14 protein-coding genes are annotated in these 13,931 nt (G+C 47.9%); all 14 read right to left on the bottom strand.

Annotated features, from left to right (window positions below; translation table 11 throughout):
• Positions 1-233 precede the first annotated feature (233 nt).
• The 14 genes from murA to EJA10_RS11320 all read right to left on the bottom strand — a co-directional run bounded on the left by murA (position 234) and on the right by EJA10_RS11320 (position 13,880).
• Complete coding sequence (gene murA, locus EJA10_RS11255) at positions 234-1,541, bottom strand: UDP-N-acetylglucosamine 1-carboxyvinyltransferase (protein ID WP_125480103.1); 1,308 nt, start codon at positions 1,539-1,541, stop codon at positions 234-236.
• Between the two features lie 32 nt (positions 1,542-1,573).
• On the bottom strand, positions 1,574-2,305 hold the full coding sequence (locus tag EJA10_RS11260) for a YwmB family TATA-box binding protein (RefSeq protein ID WP_125480104.1): 732 nt from the start codon (positions 2,303-2,305) through the stop codon (positions 1,574-1,576).
• Between the two features lie 238 nt (positions 2,306-2,543).
• The gene (locus EJA10_RS11265; RefSeq protein ID WP_125480105.1) at positions 2,544-2,783 is read right to left on the bottom strand and encodes a DUF1146 family protein; all 240 of its coding nucleotides are present in this window, start codon (positions 2,781-2,783) and stop codon (positions 2,544-2,546) included.
• A gap of 370 nt (positions 2,784-3,153) precedes the next feature.
• A complete protein-coding gene (gene nuoN, locus EJA10_RS11270; protein ID WP_125480106.1) occupies positions 3,154-4,674 on the bottom strand; it encodes an NADH-quinone oxidoreductase subunit NuoN in 1,521 nt (506 codons plus the stop codon).
• A gap of 6 nt (positions 4,675-4,680) precedes the next feature.
• Positions 4,681-6,201, bottom strand: coding sequence for an NADH-quinone oxidoreductase subunit M (locus EJA10_RS11275; RefSeq protein WP_125480107.1), 1,521 nt, complete (start codon positions 6,199-6,201; stop codon positions 4,681-4,683).
• Positions 6,201-8,063, bottom strand: a complete 1,863-nt coding sequence (nuoL, locus tag EJA10_RS11280; protein WP_125480108.1) for an NADH-quinone oxidoreductase subunit L — start codon at positions 8,061-8,063, stop codon at positions 6,201-6,203. Before nuoL ends, EJA10_RS11275 begins: the two co-directional genes overlap by 1 nt.
• 154 nt (positions 8,064-8,217) lie before the next feature.
• Positions 8,218-8,532 carry an NADH-quinone oxidoreductase subunit NuoK gene (gene nuoK, locus EJA10_RS11285; RefSeq protein ID WP_125480109.1) on the bottom strand — a complete coding sequence of 105 codons (315 nt, stop codon included), beginning with the start codon at positions 8,530-8,532 and terminating at the stop codon, positions 8,218-8,220.
• Positions 8,529-9,053, bottom strand: a complete 525-nt coding sequence (locus tag EJA10_RS11290; protein ID WP_125480110.1) for an NADH-quinone oxidoreductase subunit J — start codon at positions 9,051-9,053, stop codon at positions 8,529-8,531. The genes nuoK and EJA10_RS11290 overlap by 4 nt, the downstream gene beginning before the upstream one ends.
• Positions 9,050-9,469 carry an NADH-quinone oxidoreductase subunit NuoI gene (gene nuoI / locus EJA10_RS11295; protein ID WP_125480111.1) on the bottom strand — a complete coding sequence of 140 codons (420 nt, stop codon included), beginning with the start codon at positions 9,467-9,469 and terminating at the stop codon, positions 9,050-9,052. Before nuoI ends, EJA10_RS11290 begins: the two co-directional genes overlap by 4 nt.
• 42 nt (positions 9,470-9,511) lie before the next feature.
• Entirely contained in the window at positions 9,512-10,519 is a 1,008-nt protein-coding gene (nuoH, locus tag EJA10_RS11300; RefSeq protein ID WP_125480112.1) for an NADH-quinone oxidoreductase subunit NuoH, read from the bottom strand.
• Positions 10,519-11,619, bottom strand: a complete 1,101-nt coding sequence (locus tag EJA10_RS11305; protein ID WP_125480113.1) for an NADH-quinone oxidoreductase subunit D — start codon at positions 11,617-11,619, stop codon at positions 10,519-10,521. Before EJA10_RS11305 ends, nuoH begins: the two co-directional genes overlap by 1 nt.
• Positions 11,620-11,622: 3 nt before the next feature.
• A complete protein-coding gene (locus EJA10_RS11310) occupies positions 11,623-12,996 on the bottom strand; it encodes an NADH-quinone oxidoreductase subunit C (protein WP_125480114.1) in 1,374 nt (457 codons plus the stop codon).
• A 3-nt stretch (positions 12,997-12,999) separates the two neighbouring features.
• On the bottom strand, positions 13,000-13,512 hold the full coding sequence (locus tag EJA10_RS11315; protein ID WP_125480115.1) for a NuoB/complex I 20 kDa subunit family protein: 513 nt from the start codon (positions 13,510-13,512) through the stop codon (positions 13,000-13,002).
• On the bottom strand, positions 13,503-13,880 hold the full coding sequence (locus tag EJA10_RS11320) for an NADH-quinone oxidoreductase subunit A (protein ID WP_125480116.1): 378 nt from the start codon (positions 13,878-13,880) through the stop codon (positions 13,503-13,505). The genes EJA10_RS11315 and EJA10_RS11320 overlap by 10 nt, the downstream gene beginning before the upstream one ends.
• Positions 13,881-13,931: the final 51 nt, after the last annotated feature.

A 13,931-nucleotide genomic window follows, 5' to 3' on the forward strand; every position in this document is an offset into this window, starting at 1 on the left:
CAAGCTTTTATGACAGAAATCGAAAATGCATAAACGTTTGCCGAAAGTCTCATAATAAGTCGGGCAAAATCAATTCACGAAATTGGACATAAATTTTCGGGCTCAATCCGCCCTTTTAAAATCAAGTCTCGATTGAATCAATCAACAGGTCCTCAATATACACTGCATTAAAAATCAAAAAACCGCAGAACTATACGTTAATGCACAATTCTCCGGTTTATTGAGTAGGTTATTTATGCGTTCATGTCTGAGACTAATTTTTCGGTTACTGGCTGTTCTTCTACTTCGCTGATGCGTTCGATATCAGCGCCTAGTGCTGCAAGTTTATTGTGGAAGTTGACGTAGCCGCGGTCCAGATGGTAAAGCTCTGTTACGCGTGTTACTCCGTCAGCCACAAGGCCAGTCAGAATCAGGGATGCAGCGGCACGCAGATCGGTTGCTGCTACTTCTGCTCCTTGCAGGTTGGATGGTCCGTTCATGATGACAGAGCGGCCATCGATTTTGATGTTTGCGTTCATGCGGCGGAATTCTTCCACGTGCATGAAGCGGTTTTCGAAAACAGTTTCTGTGATCATGCTTGTTCCCTGGGCGCGCAGTAGCAAGGCCATCATCTGGGATTGCATATCCGTCGGGAAGCCAGGGTGCGGCATTGTCTTGATGTCGACTGCTTTCAATTTTTCAGGCCCGATGACACGAAGGCCTTCTTCTTCTTCAATGATGGTAACGCCCATTTCTTCCATCTTCGCTACCAATGAAGAAAGATGCTCAGGTACAGCGCCTTTTACAAGGACGTCTCCGCCAGTGATTGCGGATGCAACCATGAATGTACCTGCTTCGATACGGTCAGGAATGATGTTGTGGTCAGCACCGAACAGTACTTCCACGCCTTCGATCTTGATTGTGCCAGTTCCTGCGCCTTTTACCTTTGCTCCCATCTTGTTCAGGAAGTTTGCAAGGTCGACGATTTCTGGTTCTTTTGCGACGTTTTCGATGATCGTTGTGCCTTTTGCAAGGACTGCGGCCATCATAATATTTTCCGTAGCGCCAACGCTAGGGAAATCAAGATATATTTTAGCTCCGTGCAAACCATTGACTGCTTCGGCTTCGATAAAACCGTTTCCTACCTTGACAGTCGCACCCATTGCTTCAAAGCCTTTAAGGTGCTGGTCGATAGGACGGGAACCGATTGCGCAGCCGCCTGGCAATGCAACACGCGCACGGCCATTCCTGGCAAGCAGGGATCCCATTACTAATACAGAAGCACGCATTTTACGAACATACTCAAAAGGTGCTTCTATTTTTAACTCTCTGGATGCATCTACTGTAATTGTGTTATTTTCAAACTCCACTACGGCGTTTAAAGAACGTAATACTTCGTTGATGGTATATACATCGGAGAGAGTTGGCACATCACGAATTACGCTTTTTCCGTCACTTGCTAATAATGTTGCAGCGATAACAGGCAAGACGGCATTCTTAGCTCCTTCAACCTTTACAGAACCGCTTAGCCTTTGTCCGCCGCGGACGATGATTTTTTCCAAGTGTATTCCCCTCCGCGTCCAATTTCTCTATATTAATATTCAATCGTTATGATGGGTGTGCCAACTACGAGGGTAGTCTTTGCGCCCAATCGGTCAGTTTTCCGTAATCCAAGCTGCATATTCATGTCATGTTCTTTGCTTAAGGACTTGTCGAATAAAGGTGAAACGGCTGATACGGATAAGAATGATTCCTCTTCCATTCCTTCGACTTCCTTGGCATTGAAGGCTTTTAACAATTTAGTTTTATAAACAGGTAAAGCCGAGTTTATCTTATCATCAAATTCGCCTTCTACACAAGAGAAAGTTGTGGCATTTCCTCGAAAAATGTCAAATATTCTGCCTGGTAAATTTTTGTTTAAAAATACTTCTGTATTTTTATTCCAGTACTGACCTCTGACCTCATACATCACATACGTATGTAAACGGCCGTTTGTGTCGGTCGAAACAAACTTGATTTTTTCCTCAAGTCCTCCAGACCTGGTTACAGCCGTGATCTCACCATGGTTGAGATTGTCGCCGCCAGTCCATGTCCAATTTGGAAGCTTCGCTTTTAAATCGTTCACCAGATCATTTGCATTTTCTTTTTCCATCGTTTCCCTTGCATACATTGACCAGCCAGTGATCATAATATTTTCGTCCTGCAAAACTGAGGCCAGAGTTTTAAGTTCATGATCTGCGTCAGCTACAGTCGTCTTATTCCCAGCTTGGAGCACAATAAAACCAATAATGCCAATAATTGATAAAATAAACGAAATTTTCTTCATATGTCTGTCACTCTCCCCTTACTACCATTCTTACCAGGAGAGCGAATCACATACGTGGGAATTCTCGTCACTTTTTGACATCATTCTGGCTGCCAACTCAGCCGGGTGTTCACTTTATGTGAAAAATTAAACATACTTCTCCATAAAAACAAACACAATGAGTATTGTACTTAAAAAACTGCATTTTGGAAACATGTATGAAGACCTAATTTTTTACCAATTTTAACAATAGTTGAATTCATTGCTGAAAAATCATCGGAAGCTGCTGTGACCATTGGAGGTAATTCAAAAAGAAGTTGCTGACTGTCGACCCTAGTGCGATGGAAGCGAGAATATATAAAATCCGGGCTTGAAGTACATGGTTTGCCCTGAGCAGCTTTTCAAATTGGAGAGCCTGTAGCGCCCACCAGGATACAGCAATGAACACTAGATGCAAGAGAATGCTGGTCAGTGCAAAGCCGCCAAATCCTGTCATCATAAACCTTCCCCCTTTACCTACTCATTTTATCATATAGGTGTATGCACCATATTAATAGACGTTTCAACTGCGAAAAAGTTTCAAAAAAATGTGCAGGCGCACTGGTTAGCCCGAGCAGGCATAAGAGGAACCGTGAGGATGCAGTACATTGTTACTGAGGGTTAGAGGTTGGACCTTGAGTACAAAAGCGCATTCATTTTCACACCTTAATTTTTTTGTCCAATAAAAAACTGGCCTGCGAAATTCCGCAAGGCCAGCTGTATTTACCCCTATGATGAATGAATAGATTTTCCCCAAAACCCATACATGGTGATGCTTTTCTTACATGGTCTCTTCATTGAGGCTTCACCAAATTTTAAAAGCAGCAGGCTTATCTCATGAAGTCCATGAACTGATTGAAGTTCGTGTGGAGGAAGTCAATTGCCAGATTGGGCATAATTCCAAACAGGATCGTTCCGACTGCTGTTACCAGGATGACGACGAGAGTTCCCATTGGCAGCTGGATTTTTTCCTCGCTTGATGCCGGGCGGAAGAACATTTGCGTCATGATTCCAAAGTAATAGAAATACGATACGACGGTTGTGGCAATCATGATTGATACAAGTACGTAATGTGCCTGGTCGACCATCAACGCTCCCATGAAGATGTTCAGCTTACCGATGAAGCCTGCTGTACCAGGGATTCCTGCGAGGGACAGGATGAAGATTCCCATGCCGACTGCCAATAGCGGTGAGCGGCGATACAGGCCAGCAAAGTGGCTGATATCCTCTGAACCATTTTTCATTGTGATGACCTGAATGATCGCGAATGCTCCAAGGTTCATCAATACGTATGCAAGCAGGTAGAACCAGATTGCATCGAATGTAATGAATGACATCGCTGTGAGCGCGACAAGGATGTAACCGGCGTGCGCAATACTTGAGTACGCGAACAGGCGCTTGATGTTGCGCTGTCTCAAGGCGATGACGTTACCGATGATCATCGTTGCTCCCGCAAGGAATGCAATGTAATCCTGCATTGCGAACAGAAGCGGAATTGGCTGTCCGTCCTCCTGCGCGACAGGAACATAACCGAAAATCGATAAAAGGATGCGGAGGATGATCACGAATCCAGCTGTTTTTGAGACGGCGCCCAAGAACGCAGTCACTGGAGTCGGAGCTCCTTCATAAACATCCGGTGCCCACATATGGAATGGAGCGGATGCCAGCTTGAATGACAAGCCGACGAAAATCATGAAGAATGCCAGTCCAAGAATATAGATGTGCTGAGGGTCAGTAAGACCGCCGAACACAGTTGCAATTCCTTTTAAATTCGTTGTGCCAGCGATTCCGAACACATAGCTCATACCGAACAATGTGATCGCGGAAGAAATACCGCCGTTCAGCACATATTTCATCGCAGATTCGTTGGATTTCATATTCCGCTTGCGCATGCCCGCAAGAATATATGAAGGAATCGACAGCAATTCAAGACCGACGAACAATGTGATCAAGTCGCCGCTTGAAGCCATGAACATGGTTCCAAGAACAGCAGACAGGAACAGGTAGAAAAATTCCCCTTTATTGTCTTCGAGTCCGTCATTGTGTTTGTAGTCAATCGCTAAAAGCATGACAAGCGCTGCACCAAGAAGCAGGATCAGCTTGAAGGCAATCGCGAATGAATCCAATCTGAACGTATCGTACAAAATCGAAGTTGTATCTGTGCCTATCAGCGAAACTAGTGATGCCAGGGCAAGTACTACACCCGCGAAGCCGACCCATCCAAGGATTTTACGGTCAACATGCTTTGGCATGAACAAATCTGCTACTGATAAAATGGCAATGAAGCCAAGGATGATGAATTCCGGAGTCATCGTCCCCCAATCAAATGATAGAAGCGTCTCTAAATCCATCCTTCATCACCCCCCTATTCCCATCAAGATAGTCTCTAAAGTTGCTTGAAGCGGTTCACTAAGAACAGCAGGATATACACCGATCAGAACGATCAGGCCAATCAGTACCAGGACCGGTGCCCATTCGAATGAGCGGATATCCGAAACCCCGACAAATTCACGCTCAGCTTTGCCATACGTGATCGCAAGCACTGCGCGCAGCAGGTAAACGGCTGTCATGATGATGCCGAGTGCACCGACCGCTGCAAGGACAGGCATTTCCTCGAACAATCCAAGGAAGGCCATGAATTCACTGACAAATCCGGACATGCCCGGCAGACCGAGTGATGCCATCGCGCCTGCAAGCAGGAAGCCTGATGCGAGCGGCATTCCTTTTGCCATGCCGCCAAGGTTGGCAAGCGTCGTCGTATGTGTGCGCTCATAAAGCACACCAACAAGGAAGAACAATAATGCTGAAATCAAGCCGTGTGAAACGACCTGGAAGATGGCGCCCTGAATCCCAGCTTCATTTAATGCGCCAAGTCCGATTAAAACGATCCCCATGTGGGAAATAGAAGAGTACGCTAGCACCATCTTGAAATCTGTCTGGATGAACGCCAGGAATGCTCCATACAGAAGGTTGATGACTCCAAGCACTGCAAGCAGCACTGCCAGGTCAGCGAACTGTTCCGGGAAAATCCCCATTCCGAAGCGAATCAGACCGAAAGCACCAATCTTCAATAGAATTCCGGAGTGAATCATGACGATTGATGGCGGCGCCTCAACGTGAACACGCAGCATCCAGCTGTGAAGCGGGAAGATTGGCAGCTTAACGCCAAAGGCGACAAGCAATGCAACCAGCAAGCCCATCTTCAGCGACTCGGAAATCGGCGCGAACATTGGCGCGTTTTCTGTGTTTAAAATGACTCTAAGCATATCAATGTTTGACGTGCCTGTTCTTGAAAATAACACCATGATGACGATCAGCAAAACAGCTGATCCAAGGCCGTTATAAATCAAGAAGCTGTATGCAGCCTTTTCTTTTTCATAATAGCCCCATTTTCCAATCAGGAAAAACATCGGAATGAGCGTGATTTCAAAGAAAAGGAAGAACAAAATCAAGTTCTGTGCCGTGAACACTCCCAGCATCCCGATTTCGAGAAGCAGGAACAGCATGTAGTAGCCTTTCCATTCTTTTTTGATATGGAAGGAAGCGATTGCCGCCAGTGTAGCGATGACTGCAGTCAGCACGACCATCACGAGACCGAAGCCGTCGATGCCAAGCTCATAGTTCACGGTGAACATGCCGGATTGCTCGGCACCCTGGCCGCCAAACTGGATCCAGCGGAATTTTTCCGAAAAATTCGCCAGGTCGCTGCCGCCGCGGTACGAGAAATATGCGAGCAGTGCAAGGACCAAAGATGGCAGTGTCGCCAGCACACCAAGCATCTTGATGCCTGATTCATTCGTCTTTGGCATGAATGCCAATAGCAGGATACCTAGTAACGGGGAGAATACCAGCAAGGAAAGAAAATAATTGAATTCCATTACAAATACCCCCCTGTTAACGCATAGATGACCATCAGGACGGCAAGTCCGACAAATGCGATAGTGCCGTATGTCTGTACCTGTCCGTTCTGGATTTTAGCGCCAGTCTTGCCAAGCGCCTGGACCGTAGCCGTTGTCAGCTTCACTAGTCCTTCCACAACGAAGAGCTCAATGAACCGCAGGAATAAGCTGATCGCTTTCGTTGCGAACACAACGGACTGGTTATAAATTTCATCGATATAGTACTTATTTTTTACGACCCCATAAGCAATTGGCGCTCTGCTGCTGAGCCAGTCGCGGGAGATCGAATTCTTGCTGTACATCATCCATGCCAGCAGAATGCCGAGCAGGGATACAGCGGTAGCGACAATCATGATCCAGCCAGGTCCGGCAATATGGCCGTGGCCAAGCGCTTCATTGCCTTCTACCAGCCAGTCACCAAGGAACGCACCGAACCAAGGTGTATTGACATAACCGGCTACAACAGCCAGCACAGCAAGAACAAGCATCGGCAATGTCATCACAGATGGCGACTCATGGACATTCTTCATTTCGCTGCGTGCTTCACCGGTGAAGACCATGAAAAACAGGCGGAACATGTAGAATGCCGTGAAGAATGCCGCGATGACAGCAAGCCAGAACAGGCCGTAATTGCCATGCGCCCATGCAGCGATCAGGATTTCATCTTTACTGAAGAACCCTGAGAATAGCGGAACACCGCTGATGGCCAGAGTCCCGATCAGGAACAATGGACCAGTGAACGTAAGCTTTTTCCAAAGCCCGCCCATTTTTTCAATATCCTGTGTATGTACAGCATGGATGACGCTACCTGCTGCAAGGAACAATAACGCTTTGAAGAAAGCGTGGGTCATCAGGTGGAACACACCGGCAACATAACCGGCAGAACCCAATGCCAGCATCATGTAACCAAGCTGGCTGACCGTCGAGTACGCGAGAACGCGTTTGATGTCGTTCTGCACAAGGCCGATCGAAGCGGCGAAAATCGCCGTGAATGCACCGATGATCGCTACAGTAAGCATCGCTGTTTCACTCGCATTGAACAGTGGGAACAATGATGCAACAAGATAGACACCGGCCGCAACCATCGTCGCTGCGTGGATTAACGCAGAAACTGGCGTCGGACCTTCCATCGCGTCCGGAAGCCATGTGTGAAGCGGGAACTGACCCGATTTACCAACGGCTCCGATGAAAATCAGGATCGCCGTAAGGGTAATCATCGTTCCAGAAATCGCGCCTTCTTCTACTGCTGCAAAAATTTCATCATATTCGAAGCTGCCAGTTTGCCAGAATAATAAGATCATCCCGATCAGCAGCCCGACATCCCCAATACGAGTCATGATGAAGGCTTTTTTCGCAGCCGCTTTGGCGCTTTCTTTGTAAAAATAAAATCCGATCAACAGGAATGAACCTACACCGACCAATTCCCAGAAAATATAAGTCTGAAGAAGGTTCGGCGAGATTACGAGTCCAAGCATTGCAAAAGTAAATAGTCCGAGATAAGCATAGAAGACCGGGAATCGCTCATCACCATGCATATAGCCTTTTGAGTAGGTATGTACAAGGAAGCTGACAAGAGAGACGATCACCAGCATCAATGCGTTTAATTGATTTACTTCAAAACCCGCAGTAAGTTCCAGGTTCCCAATAGTCAGCCAGACGGCTTCAGCTTTATGTGTCGGGCTCTCCAGGCGCTCGAGGAGCACAAGGATGGAGTAGACAAGAGAGGCAAGCGTCGCCAGGATGCCGACGAATGCACTCGCTTCTTTAAGCCTTTTGCCGAACAGCAGAAGGAACAGAAAGGATACAAGCGGGAACAGCGGAATGAGCCAAGCATTCTCCATTAATATCACAATCCCCTTTTTTGAACGCGCGCGTGATCGATCATGTGTACGCCCGTCAGATTGAGGCCCGCATTTCACGGGGCAGTCCAGCTACAAGAATTTTTTATCTAATGCCAGCGGCAGTGTGCCGCATATGGTACATGGTTCTATCAAACTAGTTCTTCAGCTGATTCACTTCGTCGATATTGACCGACCTGCGGTTGCGGTAAAGCGATATCAGAATCGCCAGACCAACAGCTACCTCAGCTGCAGCCACCGCGATGGAAAACAGCGCGAACACCTGGCCAGTGATGGAAGGATTCGCTCCGTATTTACTGAAGGTTACCAGATTGATATTGACGGCATTCAGCATCAATTCAATCGAAATCAATACGATAACCGTGTTCTTTTTTGTCAGGGCTCCATACAGACCGATGCAAAACAAGATCAGTGCCAGAGCGAGATAGGCTGAAACCGGAACAGAACTCATTCCTGATCACCCTCCTTTTCATCATCCCTGCGTGCCAGTACGATCGCACCGACAAGGGCAGCGAGCAGGATGACGGATGTCAGTTCAAACGGGATGATATAGTGAGAGAACAGTGAAATCCCGATTTGTTCTGTATTGTTTTCATGCAATGTATTTGGAACTGCCTCGAAATCCAGGTCATAAATTCCAAAATAGACTGCTGCGCCGAAGCCCAGGACGCCGACAAGCAGGAAAAGCCTGCGAAGGGTGCCGCCTTTTGGCTCAGCCTCGTCGCCATGGTGGCGGGTAAGCATGATTCCGAACAGCATCATGATAGTGATGGCACCGGAATAGATCATTACCTGGACCACCGCCAGAAATTCAGCGGACAGCAACACATAAATACCTGCAATACTGACGAATGTAAAGACGAGCGCAACGACCATGTGGACGACCTTGGTAAGGTTCAATAAAAGCACGCCGCCGATTACCGCCACTAAAGCAAGTGACATAAACGCAAAAAATTCGCCTGTTAACGTCATGCTTTATTCACCTTCCGTATATTCTCATCATTTTCGTCAAGCCACTCCAGGTTCTTGAATAAATCATCCCGGCTGTATTCAGCAAGCTCGAAGTTATTCGTCATGATGATCGCTTCAGTCGGGCAGACTTCTGTGCATAGGTCACAGAGAATGCAAAGCTCGAAGTTGATATCATACGTATCGATGATCTTGCCTTTTTTCGTTGGATCAGGATGCTTCTTACCAGTCAAGTTAATGCAATCTGTCGGGCATATATTGGCACACTGGTTGCAGACGATGCATTTTTCAGGATAAAACTTCTGGATCCCGCGGAACCGGTCCGGCAGCGGAATCGGTTTGTTCGGATAATCATAAGTAAGCTTTTCACGAGTCAATTGTTTAAGGGTATAAGCTAATCCTTTAGTCCATCCTAGCACGTAATTCACCCCTTTAATGCAGGAAGCAAGGTGCTTCCATTCCTATTTTAGAAAAAATTCTTTAATTAACGCAGTAAGGAAGATGTTTGCCAGCGCTACCGGCAGAAGCACTTTCCATGCGAATTCCATCAATTGGTCAGCGCGGATACGCGGGAACGTAGCACGGAACCAAATCAGGATGTAAACAACCAGGCTGAACTTAAGCGCGAACCATACAGCTCCAGGAATGAAGCCCAGGAACGGCAGCGGCAGCCATCCGCCAAGGAACAACACAGTGATCAAGGCTGACATTGCGAACATATACACATACTCAGCAAGCATGAACATCGCCCAGCGAAAGCCTGAATACTCAGTATGGAAACCGGCGACAAGCTCGTTTTCCGCTTCAGCAAGGTCGAATGGCACCCTATTCAGTTCGGCCGTAGCCGCGATGAAGAACACGATGAACGCGATCGGCTGCCACAGGATGAACCAGCCGCTTTCGCCCTGAACAGCAACGATCTCGTTAAGGTTCAGGCTGCCTGCCAGCAGGACGATCCCAAGCACGCTCATGACAAGCGGAATTTCGTAGGAAATCATCTGTGCCGCGGCACGCATACCGCCAAGCAAAGAGTATTTATTGTTTGATGCCCAGCCTGCCATCAGCATGCCGACGATGGTCAACCCTGAAATTGCGATGTAGTACAGAAAGCCGACATTCAAGTCAGCGAATTGCAGTTTGTCTGTCAGCGGAATCGTCGCCATGACCATGAAGGACGGCGCGAACGCGATGACAGGTGCGATAATGAACAGCGGCTTATCCGCTGCTTTTGGGATTAAGTCCTCTTTTACAAGAAGCTTGACAACGTCGGCTACGGACTGTAAAAGTCCCCACTTGCCGCCGACATATGCTGGACCATAACGGCCCTGCATGAAGCCCAGCACTTTCCGCTCTGCCAGGATCGCCATTGTTACGAAACCAAGGATGACCAACAGCAGGACGACAGCAAGGGCAAAGAAAATACTGAAATTCAAAAGGCCTGCGCTTGATTCGAGAAGATCCTGAACCATTAACCGTCTACCTCCCCAAGAACGATATCAACCGCTCCTAAAATCGCAATCAGATTTGAGATACTTTCTCCTTCGAGCAGTTTAGGAAGTATTTGCAGGTTGTAGAAGCTTGGTCTTCTGAACTTGAGACGGTATGGCTCTTTTTTGCCATCGCTGGAAATGTAGCAGCCGATTTCGCCTCTGGAGCCTTCGATCCGGACAAACGCTTCCCCTTTTGGAGCCTTGATGATTTTTGGAACCTTGGCCATGATCTCTCCGTCCTTCGGGAATTGCTCCACAGCCTGTTCAATGATTTTCAATGATTCTTCGATTTCGCCCATCCTTACATAGTAACGGGCTAGCGCATCGCCTTCTTCGCGTGTGACAACGTCAAAGTCGAAGCGGTCATAGATTGAATACGGTTCGTCCTTGCGCAGATCCCATTTGACGCCGGTGCTGCGAAGGTTTGGTCCGCTCAATGAGTAATTGATTGCGTCTTCCTTCGTATATGTACCGATTCCTTTTGTACGGTTAAGGAAGATTTCATTCCCTGATACAAGCTGGTGATAGCCCTTCAGCTGCCCTCTCAGGTAAGGAACGAATTCAGCGACCTTTTCAAGCCAGCCTTCCGGAGCATCCCACTTCACGCCGCCAACACGCATGTAGTTGAATGTCAGGCGCGCTCCTGAAAGTTCATTCAGCAGGTTTAGGATCATTTCACGGTCACGGAATGCGTACAGCAATGGGCTTGTCGCACCAAAGTCGAGGATGAATGTTCCCCACCATAGCAAGTGGCTGGCAACCCGGTTCAATTCCATTGCCAGGATTCTCAGGTACTCAGCCCGTTCCGGAACCTGGAGCCCCATCATCGTTTCCACGGCATGGACGATGACATAGTTGTTCGTCATCGCAGAAACATAGTCCATCCGGTCCGTATAAGGGATGATTTGTGTGTATTGCAGGTTTTCGGCGAGCTTTTCAGTCCCGCGGTGCAAATAACCGATAACCGGTTTTGCTTCAACGATGATTTCACCGTCAATTTTCAGAACGAGGCGGAATACACCGTGTGTACTAGGGTGCTGTGGGCCCACGTTCAAGAGCATTTCTTCTGTGCGTATCACGGGCTACACCTCCACATCATACGGTTCATAGTCTTTTCTTAACGGGTGGCCGACCCAGTCTTCACCAAGCATGATGCGATGGAGATTTGGATGGCCTGTGAATTTGATGCCAAGCAAGTCGTATGTCTCACACTCCGGCCAGTCCGCACCCGCCCATAAAGGCTGCACCGACTGGATGACAGGGTCCTCGCGGTCAAGCTTGACCTTCAAGGCAACAGACTGCCTGTTTTTGTATGAGTACAAGTGAACATACACTTCCATATGTGTTTGGAAATCAGTGCCATGAAGCTCTGATAGATAATCGAAGCCGAGCAATTCATTGTATTTCAGGAATTCGGCCAGTCGATAATACGATTCTTTCCTGGCGACTAGCGTTGGAACATCCTTTGAAAGTGGATTAATATATGAATCTTCCAGAATGTCATCACCAAGATTGTCGGTGATTGCTTTTACATATTTATCTAGATATGGCTGATTCGGAGAAGGCTTCTTCTCTTCAACAGGTTCTTCAGCTCCTGCTTTGGCGCCAGCTGCTGACTTCGCTTTAGCTGCCGCTGCTGCTTTTGCCTTTGCTGCGGCAATCGCTTTCGCTTTTTCGTCGTCAGCCGATCCACCGCCTGCTGCCGCTTTCGCCTTTGCTGCTGCGGCTGCTTTTGCCTTCGCTACAGCTGCGGCTTTCTTTTTCGCCAGATCATCATCGTCTGATGAAGCATCCGCTCCGCCGCCTGCTGCTTCCTGGGCTTTTCTTTTTGCTGCTGCGGCTGCTTTTGCCTTCGCTACGGCCGCGGCTTTCTTCTTCGCCAGGTCGTCGTCATCGCCTGCTGGAGCTTCTGCAGCTTCGCCTGCTTCAGCCTTTGCTTTCAATTTCGCTGCCGCTGCTGCCTTCGCCTTCGCAACGGCTGCGGCTTTCTTTTTCGCCAGATCATCGTCATCCGATGAAGCAGCTGCTGGTGCTTCTGTATCAGCATTTGCTTCTGCCTGGCCTGTTGCCTTCATTTTTGCCAGTGCGGCTGCTTTCGCTTTTGCTGCTGCCGCTGCTTTTTTCTTGGCTAATTCAGCGTCTTGACCTTCAACCGGTGCCGAAACCTCTTCCTTGCCTTCTGGTGCTTCAGCAGCCTGCCCATTCGCTTTCATCTTCGCCATGGCAGCTGCCTTTGCCTTCGCTGCTGCGGCGGCTTTCTTCTTTGCCAGTTCGGCATCATCACTTGTTGCCGGAGCCTGGTTTTCTTTCAGTTCAGGTTCTGCGACTTTGTCGGCAACCTCTTTCGGGTCGTTTCCTTCCCCTGCCTGTTTTGCCGCCTGGCGCTGCTTCGCAAGCTCCTTCGCCTTTGCTGCGGCTTCTCTCTTTATCTGCTCTAAATCCTTTTCCCCGCTCATCGGTTAGATCACCTTCTTCCCGGTTTTCGCCTCATAACGGATTTTCTCTTTCAATTTATTAATCCCGTAAATCAATGCTGCTGGATTCGGCGGGCAACCCGGTATGTAAACATCGACTGGCACGATCTGGTCGACCCCTTTTACAACTGAGTATGATTTTACATATGGTCCCCCTGCAGTCGCGCATGAACCCATTGCGATGACCCATTTTGGTTCAGCCAGCTGATCATACAGCCTGCGCACTGTCGGAGCCATTTTCTTCGTAACCGTTCCTGACACGATCATGACATCGGATTGACGCGGCGAGTTGCGGTAGAATGTCCCGAAACGGTCAAGGTCGTAGTGAGCCGAACTGGAAGCCATCATTTCGATCGCACAGCATGCAAGACCGAATGTCATTGGCCAAAGCGAGTTGCTTCGCGCCCAGCCTTTTACCTGCTCAAGGGAAGTGACGAAAACATTCCTTTGGAGTTCTGCCATTTCTTCTGGTGAGATATCTTCCAATTTTAAATCCATTTTAGCACCTTCTTTTTCCATGCGTAGATGAGTCCGATGAGAAGCATCACGACGAAAATCAGCATTTCAATCAACGCAAAGATTCCGAGTTTCTCATAGGCGACAGCCCATGGATACAAAAACACTGTTTCTACATCAAAAATAACGAACATAAGGGCAAACACATAGTAACGGACGTTAAATTGTACCCGTGCATCGCTGAACGGCACCATTCCGCTCTCATAGGTCGTGTATTTCCGCTCATCCTGCTTGTACTTCGGCCGCAAAAGCTTTGCCGCAAACAGAGCAACGATCGGAAGCAAGACCCCGAGACATAGGAACACAAAGACTATCAAATAGTTATTTTGATATAGATTCAACTGTTCCATGCCCATCCCTCCATTGTTGTGAAATTTTCATACTTTTTAAACTTGTAACCG

It is taken from the genome of Mesobacillus subterraneus (assembly GCF_003937825.1).
In the GTDB taxonomy this organism is placed as follows: Bacteria; Bacillota; Bacilli; order Bacillales; family Cytobacillaceae; genus Mesobacillus; species Mesobacillus subterraneus.